Origin of the sequence: Citrobacter sp. L55, assembly GCF_002850715.1 — a bacterium.
Lineage (GTDB): Bacteria > Pseudomonadota > Gammaproteobacteria > Enterobacterales > Enterobacteriaceae > Citrobacter > Citrobacter braakii.
Genome location: NZ_KZ559399.1, coordinates 682684 through 698722 on the forward strand (window position 1 = coordinate 682684; position 16039 = coordinate 698722).

General features: G+C 50.2%; 17 protein-coding genes and 1 pseudogene. 8 read left to right on the forward strand and 10 right to left on the reverse strand.

Annotated elements, in window-relative coordinates; all coding sequences use genetic code 11:
- Nucleotides 1-243 precede the first annotated feature (243 nt).
- Nucleotides 244-1470, forward strand: coding sequence for a peptidase T (gene pepT / locus B9P82_RS03360; RefSeq protein WP_016152696.1), 1227 nt, complete (start codon nucleotides 244-246; stop codon nucleotides 1468-1470).
- Nucleotides 1471-1574: 104 nt separating this feature from the next.
- On the opposite strand, the gene roxA is transcribed toward pepT, so the two are convergent.
- The 10 genes and pseudogenes from roxA to B9P82_RS03410 all read right to left on the reverse strand — a co-directional run bounded on the left by roxA (nucleotide 1575) and on the right by B9P82_RS03410 (nucleotide 10848).
- Entirely contained in the window at nucleotides 1575-2696 is a 1122-nt protein-coding gene (roxA, locus tag B9P82_RS03365; RefSeq protein WP_016152697.1) for a [50S ribosomal protein L16]-arginine 3-hydroxylase, read from the reverse strand.
- A 92-nt stretch (nucleotides 2697-2788) separates the two neighbouring features.
- A complete protein-coding gene (phoQ, locus tag B9P82_RS03370; protein WP_101699933.1) occupies nucleotides 2789-4252 on the reverse strand; it encodes a two-component system sensor histidine kinase PhoQ in 1464 nt (487 codons plus the stop codon).
- The gene (gene phoP / locus B9P82_RS03375; RefSeq protein ID WP_003846709.1) at nucleotides 4252-4923 is read right to left on the reverse strand and encodes a two-component system response regulator PhoP; all 672 of its coding nucleotides are present in this window, start codon (nucleotides 4921-4923) and stop codon (nucleotides 4252-4254) included. The genes phoQ and phoP overlap by 1 nt, the downstream gene beginning before the upstream one ends.
- 73 nt (nucleotides 4924-4996) lie before the next feature.
- Nucleotides 4997-6282, reverse strand: a pseudogene (locus tag B9P82_RS03380) (Arm DNA-binding domain-containing protein).
- On the reverse strand, nucleotides 6282-6497 hold the full coding sequence (xisR, locus tag B9P82_RS03385) for an excisionase family protein (protein WP_032943036.1): 216 nt from the start codon (nucleotides 6495-6497) through the stop codon (nucleotides 6282-6284). The pseudogene B9P82_RS03380 and the gene xisR overlap by 1 nt, the downstream one beginning before the upstream one ends.
- A gap of 66 nt (nucleotides 6498-6563) precedes the next feature.
- Nucleotides 6564-9035, reverse strand: coding sequence for a 3'-5' exonuclease (locus tag B9P82_RS03390; RefSeq protein WP_053090400.1), 2472 nt, complete (start codon nucleotides 9033-9035; stop codon nucleotides 6564-6566).
- A 141-nt stretch (nucleotides 9036-9176) separates the two neighbouring features.
- Nucleotides 9177-9503, reverse strand: coding sequence for an RrF2 family transcriptional regulator (locus B9P82_RS03395; RefSeq protein WP_032944383.1), 327 nt, complete (start codon nucleotides 9501-9503; stop codon nucleotides 9177-9179).
- A gap of 11 nt (nucleotides 9504-9514) precedes the next feature.
- On the reverse strand, nucleotides 9515-9853 hold the full coding sequence (locus B9P82_RS03400; protein ID WP_135912188.1) for a hypothetical protein: 339 nt from the start codon (nucleotides 9851-9853) through the stop codon (nucleotides 9515-9517).
- A 161-nt stretch (nucleotides 9854-10014) separates the two neighbouring features.
- Nucleotides 10015-10230, reverse strand: coding sequence for a hypothetical protein (locus tag B9P82_RS03405; protein ID WP_048235613.1), 216 nt, complete (start codon nucleotides 10228-10230; stop codon nucleotides 10015-10017).
- A 228-nt stretch (nucleotides 10231-10458) separates the two neighbouring features.
- Nucleotides 10459-10848 carry a helix-turn-helix domain-containing protein gene (locus tag B9P82_RS03410; protein WP_032949520.1) on the reverse strand — a complete coding sequence of 130 codons (390 nt, stop codon included), beginning with the start codon at nucleotides 10846-10848 and terminating at the stop codon, nucleotides 10459-10461.
- Nucleotides 10849-10949: 101 nt separating this feature from the next.
- On the opposite strand from B9P82_RS03410, the gene B9P82_RS03415 reads away from it, so the two are divergent.
- From B9P82_RS03415 to arsA, 7 genes are all read left to right on the forward strand, one after another.
- On the forward strand, nucleotides 10950-11165 hold the full coding sequence (locus B9P82_RS03415) for a transcriptional regulator (protein ID WP_032949519.1): 216 nt from the start codon (nucleotides 10950-10952) through the stop codon (nucleotides 11163-11165).
- Between the two features lie 2 nt (nucleotides 11166-11167).
- A complete protein-coding gene (locus B9P82_RS03420) occupies nucleotides 11168-11722 on the forward strand; it encodes a toxin YdaT family protein (RefSeq protein ID WP_048235612.1) in 555 nt (184 codons plus the stop codon).
- Nucleotides 11723-11974: 252 nt separating this feature from the next.
- Nucleotides 11975-12886, forward strand: coding sequence for a DnaT-like ssDNA-binding domain-containing protein (locus B9P82_RS28830; protein ID WP_048236453.1), 912 nt, complete (start codon nucleotides 11975-11977; stop codon nucleotides 12884-12886).
- Nucleotides 12798-13343 (forward strand): replication protein P, encoded by a 546-nt coding sequence (locus B9P82_RS03430; RefSeq protein ID WP_135912879.1) that lies wholly within the window; start codon nucleotides 12798-12800, stop codon nucleotides 13341-13343. The genes B9P82_RS28830 and B9P82_RS03430 overlap by 89 nt, the downstream gene beginning before the upstream one ends.
- Nucleotides 13344-13466: 123 nt before the next feature.
- Nucleotides 13467-13820: an As(III)-sensing metalloregulatory transcriptional repressor ArsR gene (arsR, locus tag B9P82_RS03435; RefSeq protein ID WP_044711237.1), complete on the forward strand. Its 354-nt coding sequence runs from the start codon at nucleotides 13467-13469 to the stop codon at nucleotides 13818-13820.
- A gap of 46 nt (nucleotides 13821-13866) precedes the next feature.
- Nucleotides 13867-14229 (forward strand): arsenite efflux transporter metallochaperone ArsD, encoded by a 363-nt coding sequence (gene arsD, locus B9P82_RS03440; protein WP_044711234.1) that lies wholly within the window; start codon nucleotides 13867-13869, stop codon nucleotides 14227-14229.
- A gap of 17 nt (nucleotides 14230-14246) precedes the next feature.
- Nucleotides 14247-15998, forward strand: coding sequence for an arsenite efflux transporter ATPase subunit ArsA (gene arsA / locus B9P82_RS03445; RefSeq protein ID WP_048235610.1), 1752 nt, complete (start codon nucleotides 14247-14249; stop codon nucleotides 15996-15998).
- The last annotated feature ends 41 nt before the right edge of the window (nucleotides 15999-16039 follow it).

The window sequence follows — 16039 nt, forward strand, 5'->3', positions numbered from 1 at the left end:
CAACGGATGGCTGACCGCTGCGGGGTTCGTGGTTAACCACCTTGATGACTCTTAATGAGGGCCGTTATTCTACGGCAAACCATGGTAATCGCCAATCCTTGTTGCGAATTACTGACTTAGCCCTATAGTCAGAGGGGATGTCAGGGCGAAATATTCTCACTTGCGGGGATAAAAGTGACCTGACGCAATATTTGTCTTTTGTTGCTTATTGATAATGTTGTCACAAAAAGTGAGGGTGACTGCATGGATAAACTACTTGAGCGTTTTTTACACTACGTGTCGCTGGACACCCAATCAAAATCGGGCGTGCGGCAGGTACCCAGCACCGAAGGACAGTGGAAATTATTACAACTGCTCAAACAACAGCTCGAAGAGATGGGGCTGGTTAACATTTCACTGAGCGAAAAGGGGACGCTGATGGCCACGTTGCCCGCTAACGTTGCTGGCAATATTCCCGCGATCGGCTTTATTTCCCATGTGGATACCTCACCGGATTTCAGCGGTAAAAACGTTAATCCGCAAATCGTTGAAAACTATCGCGGCGGCGATATTGCGTTAGGCATTGGTGATGAAGTTCTGTCGCCGGTGATGTTCCCGGTGCTGCATCAACTTCTGGGTCAGACGCTGATCACCACAGACGGTAAAACGCTGCTGGGCGCGGATGATAAAGCTGGCGTGGCGGAAATCATGACCGCGCTGGCGGTGCTCATCCAAAAAGATATTCCGCACGGTGATATCCGCGTGGCCTTTACGCCGGACGAAGAGGTTGGTAAAGGGGCGAAGCATTTTGACGTTGCGGCATTTGATGCGCAGTGGGCCTATACCGTTGACGGCGGTGGCGTGGGAGAGCTGGAATTTGAAAACTTCAACGCCGCGTCGGTTAATATCAAAATTGTCGGCAACAATGTCCATCCCGGTACCGCAAAAGGGGTGATGGTGAATGCACTGTCGCTGGCTGCTCGTATTCATGCTGAGGTTCCGGCAGACGAAAGCCCGGAAACGACGGAAGGCTACGAAGGCTTTTATCATCTGGCGAGCATGAAAGGGACGGTCGATCGGGCGGATATGCACTACATCATCCGTGATTTTGACCGCAAGCAGTTTGAAGCGCGCAAACGCAAGATCATGGAGATCGCCAAAAAGGTCGGCAAAGGGTTACACCCGGATTGCTATATCGAACTGGTGATTGAAGACAGCTACTACAATATGCGCGAAAAAGTGATTGAGCATCCGCACGTGCTGGATATCGCTCAGAAGGCGATGCGCGATTGCGATATTGAGCCGGTGCTGAAACCTATTCGTGGCGGCACCGACGGCGCGCAGCTGTCGTTTATGGGGTTACCGTGTCCGAATCTGTTCACCGGAGGCTACAACTATCATGGTAAACATGAGTTTGTAACTCTGGAAGGAATGGAAAAAGCGGTGCGGGTGATTGTACGTATTGCGGAGTTAACCGCAAAGCAGCAGTAAATTTATCGATAGATGCCGGATAGCGCTTCGCTTATCCGGCCTACAGTATTTCACTCCAAAAGGCCTGATAGGACGCGCTAGCGTCGCATCAGGCACCGTTCGTATTATCCTTCGAAGAACCAGTATCCGCTGTTAACCAGTGCGGCAAGCATGGCAAGGAAAGACGGATCTTCCAGCGCATCCTCAAAGTTCTCGGCCGTCAGAACAATATGGCTGGCAAGTGCTTCCAGGGCAGGGCGATGCGGTGAATCAATTTTCTCACCGTTGGCGTAGACGTCATCGCCGATGCGCAATACGCGCAATCCGCCCAGACGCACTAACACATCCCCTTGCTTCAGGGCATCGTAAATTTCGTCTGGCTGATACGGCGGCTCCGGTGGAGCAATATCCAGCTCATGACGAGACTGAGATATAAACTCGCCAAACCACTGCTGGAAATGTTCCGGCTGATTAATCAGTCCAAGCATCATTTCACGCAGCTTGTCCATTTCCTGCGGCAGAACGTCAGCCGGATGATCGCGCGGCGGCAGGTCAGGATCGCTGTAATACGTGCTGCCCAGCTCACGTTGCAAAACGTAATCGGCGAACCCGCTGATCAGTTCGCGAGTATTCGGCGCGCGGAAACCGACCGAATAGTTCATGGCGTTTTCCAGCGCATAGCCTTCGTGCGGGAATCCTGGTGGAATGTACAGGATATCGCCGGGTTCCAGCTCTTCATCGATGATGGCTTCAAACGGGGCGACCTGCAGCAGGTCCGGGTGAGGGCAGTGCTGCTTCAACTGCAGTTTTTCGCCCACGCGCCAGCGACGTCGCCCGGTTCCCTGAATGATAAACACATCGTACTGATCAAGATGTGGGCCAACGCCGCCGCCGGGGACAGAGAAGGAGATCATCAGATCGTCAATCCGCCAGTCCGGCAGTTCGCGAAACGGACGCATCAGCGCGGCGGTGGGTTCATGCCAGTGATTGACCGCCTGTACCAGCAGCGACCAGTTGTTCTCGCCGAGATGATCATAGCTTTCGAACGGACCGTGGCTAACCTGCCATTTACCGTCCTGGTGGCTGACGAGTCGGCTGTCGACTTCGCTTTCCATTGCCAGTCCAGCCAGTTCGTCAGGAGAGAGTGGATCAATAAAGTTGTTAAACCCGCGTTTTAAGACCACCGGGCGTTTCTGCCAGTGGCGTTCAAGAAAATCGGGCCAGTTAAGTGTGAGTTGGTATTCCATAATGAGCATCCCGCAGGCTGGTATCTGCAACCGATTATAACGGATACTTAACCGCAAGCGGGAAATCAGTACATATTTATTACATGCGGCGATTACTCGTCTTTTTGCCCCGGCTGCTGGCGGCCAAAAATAACTTCCATGCGCGCGCCACCCAGCAGGCTATCGCCTGCAATAATCTGCCCGTCATACTGTTCGGTGATTTCTCGCGCCACCGCCAGTCCAACGCCTTGCCCTGGTCGTAACGTATCGACACGTTGTCCACGGTCAAACACCACTTCCCGTTTGCTTTGCGGAATACCTGGACCATCATCTTCAACCAGAATGTGTAGCTGATCTTCGGACAGATGCGCTGAAATCTCGACAAACTCCAGACAATATTTACATGCGTTATCCAGCACGTTGCCCATCACTTCGACAAAATCGTTCTGTTCGCCCACAAAACTGATTTCGGGTGAGATATCGAGATTTATGTTCACGCCTTTACGCTGATACACCTTATTTAGCGCCGAGGTGAGTTTATCCAGCAACGGCGCGACCGGATGCAGTTCGCGGCTAAGCAGCACGCTGCTGCCACGCATGCTGGCGCGATGCAGGTAATAGCCAATCTGCTGGGAAATACGGCTGATTTGTTCCAGCATGATGGGTTCCGCGTCGCTCACGTTCATTTTTTCATTACGCATCGAGCGGAGCGTACTCTGTAATACCGCCAGCGGTGTTTTCAGGCTGTGGGTGAGGTCTGTTAACGTCGTACGGTATTTGTCGTAGCGCTCGCGTTCGCTTTTTAAAAGTCGATTAAGATTGCGGACCAGGCTGGTCAGTTCGCGCGTGGTGGCGGGGTTTAGCATCTCTCGATGATGTTCCTCAAGCTCACGGACTTCACGCGCCAGCGATTCGATAGGCCGCAGACTCCACCAGGCGGCTACCCATAACAGCGGAATGACCAGCAACAGATTGGCGACCAGCACATAAATAAACCAACTCCAGACCATATACGAGCGCTTTAGCTCAATAGGAATGGTATCGACAACCACTATGGTCAACAGTGGCATTCTGGCAGTGGCGGGGTAGACGTTCACGGCGACCGAGTGGGTCATTTCGGCATCGTCGTCATCTTCTCTGACTTCTTTTAGCTGCTGCTGAGCGGAGTGATCTTCGCCCAGTAAGGTGCTGGTGGCATCTACATTGGCTTCAATCTCATGAAAACCGTTCGCTTTTAGCCATTCCGGTTGGATACTGTGCGTCAGCCAGGGAACATTGCGCTGCGCCCACAACAACTCACCGTCTTCGTTATAGATCAGCGACATTGTTGGGCTTTGCATATCGAGATTCTCGGGCAGCTCGACGTTTATCTTACCGTTCTCCCATTTTGCCAGGGTATAGAACAGGTTACTTTCACCCCGCAGCAGGCGGAACGTTGTTTTATCAAAGCTGACGCTGTAGCCCACCAGGGCAACCATGCCGTAGGCCAGCGAAAGCACCAATACCACGCCCGCGGTTGCCAGTAAAAAGCGCAACCGCAGTGATAACGGGAAAAAATGACGCAATAATTTATTCATTAGCGCAGTTCAAAAAGATATCCCTGGCCACGCACGGTGGTGATAACATCATCCGGGTATTGCGCCTGTATTTTTTTACGCAGACGCCCCATCAGAACATCAATGGTGTGGCTTTCACGCAGCTCGGCATCCGGGTAAAGCTGTAACATGAGCGAATCTTTACTGACCACTTTGCCGTTATTACGGATAAGTGTTTCCATAATGGTGTATTCGAACGCCGTGAGCTTGATAACTTCATCATTGACGGATAACTCGCGCCGAGAGAGGTCCACCTGGAAAGGAGGAAGAGAGATAATCTGCGATGCCAGACCGCTGTTGCGACGCATCAGTGCCTGCATGCGTGCAGCCACCTCTTCGATATGAAACGGTTTGGTGACGTAATCGTCGGCTCCGGCGCTGAGTACTTCCACCTTGTCTTGCCAGCCTTCACGCGCGGTTAACACCAGAATCGGCAACGAAACCTCATTGCTGCGCCAACGGCGGATCAATGACAAACCGTCTTCATCGGGGAGTCCTAAATCAACGATCGCGATATCCGGCAGATGTTCATTCAGATAATAGTCCGCTTCCTTCGCATCTTCTGCATCATCCACCTGATGCCCTAAATCCTGTAACTGAACCTTGAGGTGGTGGCGTAATAAAGCATTATCCTCGACAACCAGTACGCGCATCATCGTTTCTCCCTAAAATAACGGTATAAATAGTTTAACGCTGATTATGTGGATTGAAAGCAGCGCTATGAAATTAAATAACTTTTCTCATGCTCCCCTGCCCGTGGGGGCGTCCTGGGGGCAATGCCGTTGGCATCTGATTGTTCAGCATGTTGACCTGATCCTGGTTCATGTCGCCAATCCACTTGGAGTAAACCTCGTACACCATTCGCGCATCTTCATGTCCCATCTGACTCGCTATGAATGACGGATTCGCTCCGGCCATCAACGTCCAGCATGCGTAGGTATGCCGTGACTGATAAGGATTCCTTTCGCGGATATTGGCAAGTTTAGGCCTCGCTTCCAGCCATAGGCAATCGAGTTCTTGGAGAAGTAACTGCCTTTTTTTGACGAATATGCTGTCGGTGAAAAAACGAAGCGAAGAGATTGCTGCTCAGTTTTTCCGATCTCCCGATGGTGAAATCGAATTTCTTGCTTCGGATTAGCGCCGGTGACTTCGTATTGTTCCTTCAGTGCATCCAGAGCAGGTTTAAGCAACGTTATCGTCCTTATTCCGGCATCTGTCTTAGGGGGTACAAATACTCGCTTATTCGTCAAACTTCTGGATACGTGGATTTCACCTTTTACCAAATCAATGTCTTCCCATGCCAGGGCGCATATCTCGCCCGGCCTCATCCCCGTATGTACGGCAACAATAATGATTAATGCCTGGCTACGGGGAAGGGCGGCTATCAGAGCCTGGTACTCATGAAGTAAAAGTGGGTCGGGATCATTTTTAGATAACTTGAGTCGCGACACTCCTTCATAAGGAGCATGCAATATAAACTGGCTTCGGTTTGCGAGCTTAAGCATTTCTGATAAAACTGCCATCTGTTTATTGACTGTTGAGGGCGCGCGGCCCTGCCTGGTCAGACCCGGCATTGCCGGGTTAATAATTGTCCCGGTCAATAACTCCTTTCGGTAATGCAAAATATCGGCATGCTCAATATCTACCAGACGGGTATTTTCTCCGACTACACGCAGTAACGTATTTACGACCGAAGTAAGCGATAGCAGTGTTGCACCAGATACCTCTAAGGCTTTGGTGTCTGTAAAAAAATCACTTAGTTCTTTAAACGTGGTAATTTTTTTGGTTGTGATGAACTTCTTAAGCGCTTTGGATTCCGGGAAACGTTCCGCATAGTCGAACTTACCGAGCTGTATTTCACTTGTTATGAGCGCACGAAGATTTCCAGCTTTTTTGATGTTGCTGCTGTTCACCGTCCAGCCGCGAAGGACTTCGCGGCAACGTTTGCCGCGATAGGTAAATGTGATCCGTATTTTTCCATTATGCAGCTCAACGCCGGTTGGAAAGTCCATCATGCATCCTGTACTAATTGGTTAATCTTTGGATAGTTGTACCAAAGCAGACCTTTAGAATTGTCAGTTTCCCCGAGAGCTGTCAGATGTTTGAAATGCACGCCTTCGATCCACAAATTCAACCGATAACTTTTAATTTGTCTTTCCGACAAGCCGGTCTTTTCTGTTAGTCGCGCTTCAACCATCCACTCTTCGCTGAAAATGAGTTGCGACATACATAACTCCGATGCCGCCAGCCACAACAGTACATGCTGCAGCTGGCTGTAAGTGAAAACCTAAAATCAGTTTTTTGTCAGGCGCTGCCAGATTGCAGATACGTATTTGACCTGATGCCGGGCGTCAGAAAGCGCATTGTGCATGTCGCCTTCAAACGGGATGTCGAAGCGCGGGTTGATACCGACAGATTTACCCAGTTCAACCATGGTCCTTACGTCCCTGTCATTCCAGAACGGAACAGCGAAGGGAGTCTCTGCTAATGCATATGCGCGGCGGAGAATGACGTTATCAAACGAGCATCCATTACCCCACAGCTGAACAGTGTGACTACCGTTAGCAGCATTTTCAGCAATGAAGTCAGCCAGTAGTTCAAGGGTTTCACGCAGCCCCATGGCCTCATCAACCAGAATTGCAGAGCGGGCTTCAGATGATTGTTTCAACCACCACTGAATTGTTGACGCATCCGGTTTCATGCCAAACGACATCGATGATTCAAGACTGACAACCTGGTAAAATTCGGCACCAGTGTTACCAGTTGAAGGATCAAAATATACGGCGCCGATAGAGACTATTGGTGCATCAGGACCGCTGCCCATAGTTTCCAAATCAACCATCAGGTGAGTATAAAAAGCGTTCAGGTGATCCGTATCTATATGGTGAACGGGTTCATTATTCAGGGAAGCTGGAGGCTCACCAGTTGCATCAGTGCTTTCAACTGGCAAAGCTGCTGCTTCGCCCTGAGGCACATCAGGATTGGCTTTGATTTCGCTGTTGTCAGTTTTTTCCATCTGCACATCGCTGGTGGTTTCCTCGGTATTGGCTTGATGTAATTTTTCTTCGACCGCGCGCTGGCGTACCTGGTCTACGACAGAAAGCGCTGGCGCCGGCTGGTTACCCATCAGGCCATCAATGGAGAAAACACCGTTGCCCATGTTGGCGATTTCTGGTTGCTCGGTTATTGCCTTCTGTTCAGCTGTGGACTTCTCTTTAATCTCGTTTTCCCAGCTTTTTTCTGGTACGTGACCGGCTGCCGCCAGAGTTTCTTCAGTTGGGTGCTGGTGGTCGGTTTCAGTCAGGTTTTTGTTGATGTAACGGCTCAGCAGTTCCGGGAAATGGTGAGTGTTTTCTTCTGCACTACGTATAAGCGCGAAAATAGCGGCGCGGGAATAATCCAGGATACCAGCGCGTTTGCGCAGGGCGGCGGACCACTCTTTGAAAGGGCTTTCGTTTTTAGAAATGATCTCTTTTGCACGACGGAAAACGCCACCAGGAATATCGTAGATGTTGAAATCCATTGGAAGTGTGGCCAGCGCAATATCAATGTCCAGAGTATCCAGCGTGTGGACAAGTTCCGGGTTGCGATCGGTCTTATTGCCTCCACCAGCGTTGGTTCCGGAGTCAGTGCGCTGAATCTGCGACACACGATTGCCCTTACACCACTCTTTAACCAGCAGCCCACGGTCAATGTGCTCAGTATTGAACCAGGCCTTAAAGAACTGAATGACGGTGACCAGTTCAACTCGTTTTCCATCAACCGGAAAAACGGTTTTCAGCGCGCTGACAATCTTCCAGATATCGATCTCTGGCGCCTTCCTGAATGGTTCTACATTCTCGGCGGCAAGCAGCAGGTTCTGCACATAGCTGTTATCCACATCCAGCTCGAGTTCTTGAATGGTTTTCTTCTGCTCAGTATCAATATGGTAAGCATATTCTTCAGAAATAAACTGAGCTAAGAGGCGCTGGCGTAGCGGCAGAGTCGCAACGGTAATAAGCTCTGGCGTTACAGGTGGAGTGGCATGTTCATCACCCGCAACTCCTGCTTTCTTTTGATTAACCCACTCCTGAACGGTAAGAGCTCGCTTTTCTGGTTCTTCAATCCATTCGGTAATAAATTGCTCAAATGAAGCAACGGTATAGACCTGCTCACGGTCGAAGACTTCTTTTACAGCGCTTGTCAGCTTCCACTCGACATGAGCAGAAAGCTCTTTCACCGCTGGCACATTCGAAACGGCCTGTAACAGGTTTTGTACATAGAGATCATTTTCGTTCAGTACCATTTGCCCGATCTGGATGTGCTGCGCTTCACTGATTTCCTTCTCTTCAGTGTCATTGACCAGGTGCGCAATCAGTCGCTGAGACAGGCGCAGGCGAGATATGGGGCGGAGCAATGCTGGCGCATCGCTGTTGGGTACATTGTCGCTGGAAGTTTCAGGTTTTTGCTGACAGGAAGTCTCCTGATTCTCATTATCAGGCTTCTGTTTCAGTTGCCACGTTTGCTGGTCTTCTGCCAGTTCGTAACGATCGCACCATGTGTCATCAAGTTTGCTTTCCTCAGGAAGATCGTCAACAACAAACCAGTTGGTGCGGACAGGTAATTGATAGTCGGCGCCACGACCGACGGCAATATCATTGTCTTCGAGAATATTGAGGATTTCGCGTTCTGCACGGGAATCTGATTTCGCAGAGAACCAGCAAAACAGGTTTTTTGCCTCAGTTGCTTTCGCTTTGGCTTTAATAAGATACGCATACGTTAACATTGCGTTCGGGCTCCATAGGATTGTAAGATACCCGGCAGCTGATGATCGCCGCCTAAGGTAGTGGTTATTGGTCAAAACTCGTTCCGGAAAGCTTTGGTCGGCTGACCGGGTACTTAACCCGCCTTGCGCGGGTTTTGTGCTTTATGGGGTAGGAGATTTTCCCTGCGCCAGCTGTGCGACGGGGACCCACTCCAGAGCATTCAGCACGGGCTCAAATGAATCAGGCGTGTGAGTAACGGCGCGAACGACGTCAGCCACGCTGGGGTTTGCTTTGCTAAGGTGGTACCCGCCACCAGCGCCACGCTGGCTGGTGACGATTTCACTGCTGCGCAGCTTCGAGAAAATCTGCTCGAGGTAAGACACAGACAGCTTTGATTCTTTACTGATAGATGCGATGGAAACCGGACTGCCGTTGTAAATCCTGTTGAGGATGGCAACGACCTGAACAGAAGCCACCACGCGTTTCATTCCAAACTCCATCATGCATCCTTTGCCGGTTCGCGACCGTATCCCGGGTTATCGTTTAAGGCGTCATTCAGAACCTGCATTGCCTCATTATGTGGGAGAGTCAGAGCAAGTTTGATCGCCGTTCCAAGAGCTTCAGCCGCACATTCAAACTTACGAGCGAGCCTGGCTGTTTCATCAACTTGTTCACCCATCGCTTCCATTTCAAAGTTGTGCTCAGTCCAGATTTCATCCATCACATCACTTTCAACTTCTTCACGTAATGCTTCTTTTACTTCCAGAACAGGCAAAACCCCGATTAATGCCTCGGCTGGTGCGCTGCTGAAGCGCAATGCCAGATCGTTAGCTGACATAAAAACCTCCGGAAAAAAGCCCGCCACGGGACGGGCAAAGAACACTTTTCCAATTTAACCAGAACAGGTCTTCGTCTCCTGTTTGGTTACGATGGTGGTAATACCATCACAATGCCCTGTGCACCGGGCATGAGGCTGGCAACAGCCATTGGTCAAACTCGTTATGAACGAACAGCAGTCTGTTGGTCGGCAGACGGGTCGCCCTTCTGGGCAAGCGTGTAGCAAATCAGTCGAATGATTACTTCAATGCGATTTAGATGTACGGCCTGACACCGCACTGGTTTACGTGCGAAATCGATCATGGATTTATCCTCTTGTGTTGCCCTTGTCGCCAGGCTGGCGGAACGTTGAACCTGCTGCGTGTTAATGCCTGTCATCTCATCCGGTGATTCGTATGCCGCCGGCAGCTACTTCGTGGGCGTCCTGCCTCGATGACGTTTTCGATAGAATGATTAAATCATTGGTTTAATGTTTGTGTCAATCATCAATTGATGTAGAGGCAAACATTTGCTTTATCAGTCGTGAAAAACTAAGGGGAGGGAGGTTCTGACAAAAGGGCGAAAAAAAACCGGCAAACGCCGGTTTCAATGGATGGGAATAAACTCTTAGTTCACATCGTTAGCCTTAAAACGACCACGAAGATATTTCTCCACGTAATCATCAATTTCCTTTAACCGCAGTGCAAAGGTATCGATCATTCGCTCTTGCTCTGCCTCTGGTAGCTGCCTAAACAAGTTAAGCATTTTGCTCTCGTTAGGCTTGAGACCTGAATCTTCTGATACTTTCTCACCTAACAACCAAGTAACGGACACGTTGGCGGCTTCCGCAATTGCTATGGCGGACTTCTTACTGATAACTCCCTTCTTAAACCACCCATTCACAGCTTGAGGCGTAACTCCTGCAATGCGAGCCATATCAGCTTTGCTGATCCCTCTTTGAGTAATTTCTTCTAAGCGGGCTACCAGTTGGTTATTGAGATCGTCAGTGTTTTTCATACACCCATTGTAAATGTTTGGTTTATAGTCACAATAAATTTAAAGTTTGCAATTGATGTAAACCTATGGTTTATTACTCCCAATTTAAAAAGGAGATAGTTATGACAGCCATTGATAACGCAATTCGACTAGCTGGCTCGGCCAATAAATTAGCTTGCACGATTGGTGTAAGCGGAATGGCAGTAAGTCAGTGGAAAGCAAAAGGTACTGTTCCTTCGTCACGGGTACTTCAAGTCTTTAGCGCTACAGGGGTTACCCCCCACGAACTTAGACCCGACTTATACCCAAATCCAACGGATGGATTACCTAAGGAGTGACCATGCAAACCATCTCTTTTAAAAACCATACCCCGACGATGGTGAGAACTCAGAAAACAAAAAATCAGTTTTCTGTTTGTCGCCGGGATTGGATGAAGTGCAAAAAAATCTGGGTCGCCGTTCGTGAATGGGAATCGACATTACCAGGACAGGCACAGGAACGGATCGCTCAGCTGGTGGCTGAAGAGTGGGCCAAAGTAGATGGCCGTGGAATTGCTGTTAATAAACAGAATTTATTCCGATATCTGAAAAACGAGGGCGGTTCGGAAAAGTACACGGCTTACGTTATGCAACTGTCAGGTTCAATTATTGCTGCTATGCCAGTTCAGATTGCCAGAAAGCACGGATTAAGTAATGCGAGCACAGAAGCAGAGCTGGTGGCGAACGCTATCAAAGAATGCAGTGAGGCACACCATGCGAAATTAATTGGCGCGCCATTACAAAAGCTCGAGAAGGAAATTCGTGAGGCGGCAATCGCATTATTCAACATGTTACCTGCTGATGCGGCGGGACCACTACTGGCGAGCATAAGCGCCGTAGCGCCGCAATTGTTTTAATCGAGTTTTGACCAATGACCATTATTACTGCAACTCGCGGGGTGAAGTATGCCTAATCCTTTGGCTAAGGCCATGCCTAAGAGTAAGGCTAGTAACGAGCCTTACCGTAAGGTGAAGATCACCATGTGGGATGATCCTAAGTTTCGAGCCTTATCACCACTCCCGCCAAGTGGGCAGAGTCTGTTTATTTACCTGCTTACGGGTCCATTCACAGGGATTATTCCCGGGCTGTATAAGGCGGGAAGGGCGGCTATGGCCGAAGAATTAAACTGGGATGTCGAAGCCTTCGACTTAGCCTTAGGCGAAGCCATAGCGTTAGGTATGGTGGAAGCCGACCTTAAAGCCAGAGTTTTTTGGTTGCCTAACGCGGTGAAACATAACCCGCCAGCATCAGTGAACGTGATCAAATCATGGGCAAGATCGTTTGAATTACTGCCTGAATGTTCACTGAAAGATAAAGCATATGAAGCTCTCAAAGCCGCCTGCTACGGGGTTTCTGACGCTATGGGGACGGCTTTTGATAAGGCTTTCGCCTTGCCTAAGGATAAGGCTAAGTCTTTGGCTAAACCTTTGCCATCAGGTATCCAGAAAGCAGTAAGCAGTAAACAGATCTTAAACCCCTCTCTTAACGCGGGCGCGATGAAAAATCCGAATGGGGATGTACTGCCATCCCCGGCCATGCCCCGATACCTGGACGGTGTTGATGAACCGATCGGGAAATTCAGCATGACAGATAGCTGGCTTCCCTCCAGAGACTTCCGACAGCGCGCTGCATCGTGGGGTATCTCCCTGCCTGAACCAGATTACCTTCTGACTGAACTCGCAGAATTCACCGCGTATTGGGAGTCGGAAGGGAAAGTTTTTACACAAATCCAGTGGGAACAAAAATTTGCCCGACATGTAGCCCGGGTTAGAACGCAGGTAAAACCAGAAACCGGAGGTAACAGTCATGTGGGAGCAGGATCCGAACCAACAGCATCCCGGGCAGTTCAGCAAATTCAGTCAGCACACGCAGAGTGGCGCCGCAGGAATGGACTTGATGGCGACGGAAACAGCCTGGCGACTGTGGCAGGTCATGGGGGAGGTGTATTCGAACCGATGGACCCAGAAAAACGGGGCGGAGCCTTCGCCTATCTGGATAGCCCAGATAGGTTCGATGACTGAACCTCAAATTCGGCTGGTCTGTCAGCAGTGCATGGAGCGCTGCGCGATGGGAAATACATGGCCGCCTGACTTGGCTGAGTTTGTTTCTCTGGTTTCAGAGAGTGGGGCGAATCCATTCGGACTGACATCGGAGCAGGTTATGACGGAATACCGGCGCTGGCGCAATGAGTCATATCGGTATTCAGGAAGCGATAAATATCCATGGCCTCAGCCCGTGCTGTATCACATCTGCATCGAAATGCGCAGAACGGGCGTTGAACGACAAATGACAGAGGGGGAACTGAAACGACTGGCGGAAAAGTTACTTACGAAGTGGTCGAAGCATGTTGGTAACGGACTAAGTGTGCCACCAATTCGACGTCAACTGGCGGCGCCGCACCATCCGGCGGGACCAACGCCAGCGCAACTACTGATGGATGAATACAGGCGTCGAAAAGCGGCAGGGTTAACGAATTGAAGAATAAACAAATTGTAAACACGAAATGAAATTCACGTAACTATCATATTTGAATTTTCGAATATGATAGTTGACGGCACTCAACTATTGCAGGAAACTACGGAGAGAATTCAGGAGATTAAAATGGTTGAACTAACTTCTCTACAACTTTTCAAAAATCTCTCAGATGAAACCCGGTTGGGTATCGTGTTATTGCTTAGAGAGATGGGAGAGTTGTGCGTGTGCGATCTCTGCACTGCGCTGGAACAATCTCAGCCCAAGATCTCCCGCCATCTGGCGATGCTTCGGGAAAGTGGATTATTGCTGGATCGCAAGCAGGGGAAATGGGTTCATTACCGCTTATCCCCGCATATTCCTTCCTGGGCTGCTCAGATTATTGAGCAGGCCTGGTTAAGCCAACAGGACGACGTTCAGGCCATCGCCCGTAAGCTGGCTTCAGCCAACTGCTCTGGTAGCGGGAAGGCTGTCTGCATCTAAAAAATTTGCCTGAACATATATGTTTTTTCAAATGTGAGGTATTGAAATGAAAACGTTAACGGTATTTGACCCAGCGATGTGTTGCAGCACCGGAGTCTGCGGTACAGATGTTGATCAGGCTCTGGTCGATTTTTCTGCGGATGTACAATGGCTCAAACAACGTGGTGTACAAATTGAGCGTTTCAATCTCGCACAACAACCGATGAGCTTTGTACAGAACGAGAAGGTCAAAGCGTTTATAGAGGCTTCCGGGGCAGAAGGTTTGCCATTGTTGTTACTGGATGGCGAAACAGTGATGGCTGGGCGTTATCCGAAACGCGCTGAGCTGGCTCGCTGGTTTGGCATTCCACTGGAGAAAGTGGGATTAGCGCCAACAATCTGCTGTGGTGGTAATACTTCTTGTTGTTAAGTATGTCAGGAGGACATATGAACTTCTTACAGAATATCCCCCCTTATCTGTTTTTTACTGGTAAAGGAGGCGTTGGTAAAACCTCTATTTCATGCGCCACGGCGATCCGTCTGGCAGAACAGGGGAAACGGGTGCTGCTGGTCAGTACCGATCCGGCCTCAAACGTAGGTCAGGTGTTTGGACAGACGATTGGCAATACCATTCAGCCAGTAGCTTCTGTTCCAGGATTATCGGCTCTTGAGATTGATCCTCAGGCCGCTGCACAACAGTACCGGGCCAGAATCGTTGACCCCATTAAAGGCATCCTGCCTGATGACGTCGTTTCCAGCATCAACGAACAACTGTCGGGGGCATGCACAACAGAGATTGCGGCTTTTGATGAATTTACCGGATTACTGACAGATGCTTCTCTACTGACCCGGTTTGACCATATCATTTTTGATACCGCACCGACGGGTCATACCATTCGCCTTCTCCAGTTGCCAGGTGCCTGGAGTAGCTTTATTGATAGCAATCCCGAGGGTGCGTCCTGCCTCGGCCCGATGGCCGGTCTGGAAAAACAGCGTGAACAGTATGCCCAGGCTGTTGAAGCATTATCTGATCCAGCACGTACCCGACTGGTTCTGGTTGCTCGTCTGCAAAAATCCACGTTGCAGGAAGTTGCCCGGACTCATCTGGAGCTTGCCGCCATCGGTCTTAAAAATCAGTACCTGGTCATCAACGGCGTTCTGCCCAAAACTGAAGCAGCAAACGATACACTGGCTGCGGCAATATGGGACCGTGAACAGGAGGCGCTGTCCAATCTTCCCTCTGATCTTTCCGGTCTGCCAACTGACACGTTATTCCTCCAGCCGGTCAATATGGTCGGCGTGTCTGCACTCAGCGGACTTCTCTCCACTCAGCCTATAGAGGCGTCATTCTCTGAAGAATACATTCAACAGCGCCCTGACATTCCGTCACTTTCTGCGTTGGTCGATGATATTGCCCGTAATGAGCATGGCCTGATCATGCTGATGGGTAAAGGTGGTGTAGGGAAAACCACGATGGCGGCTGCCATTGCTGTCAGACTGGCCGAAATGGGATTTGATGTCCATCTGACAACATCTGATCCTGCAGCGCATCTCAGCACAACCCTCAACGGCAGCCTCAACAATCTGCAGGTCAGCAGGATCGATCCTCTCGAGGAAACTGAACGCTATCGTCAGCATGTTCTTGAGACGAAGGGAAAAGAACTGGACGATGCGGGAAAACGCCTGCTGGAAGAGGACTTACGCTCACCCTGCACCGAGGAAATTGCGGTATTCCAGGCCTTTTCACGGGTGATTCGCGAGGCGGGTAAGCGCTTCGTGGTGATGGATACGGCACCGACCGGACACACGCTCTTGCTGCTTGATGCCACCGGGGCATATCACCGCGAGATTGCCAGAAAAATGGGGGAAAAAGGCCATTTCACCACACCGATGATGCAACTGCAGGACCCGGAGCGAACCAAAGTGTTACTGGTCACGCTACCGGAAACCACGCCGGTACTTGAGGCGGCAAATTTACAGGCCGACCTTGAACGTGCAGGAATTCACCCCTGGGGCTGGATTATCAATAACAGCCTTTCCATCGCGGATACCCGTTCACCGCTGCTCCGCTTGCGAGCGCAGCAGGAACGTCCGCAGATCGAGAGCGTTAAAAATCTACATGCCAGCCGTGTAGCACTTGTACCCGTACTGGCGTCAGAACCAACCGGCATCGATAAACTCAAACAACTCGCGGGTTAGTTATTACCATCATTCGGGGCAGCATTGCTGCCCTTTCAGGA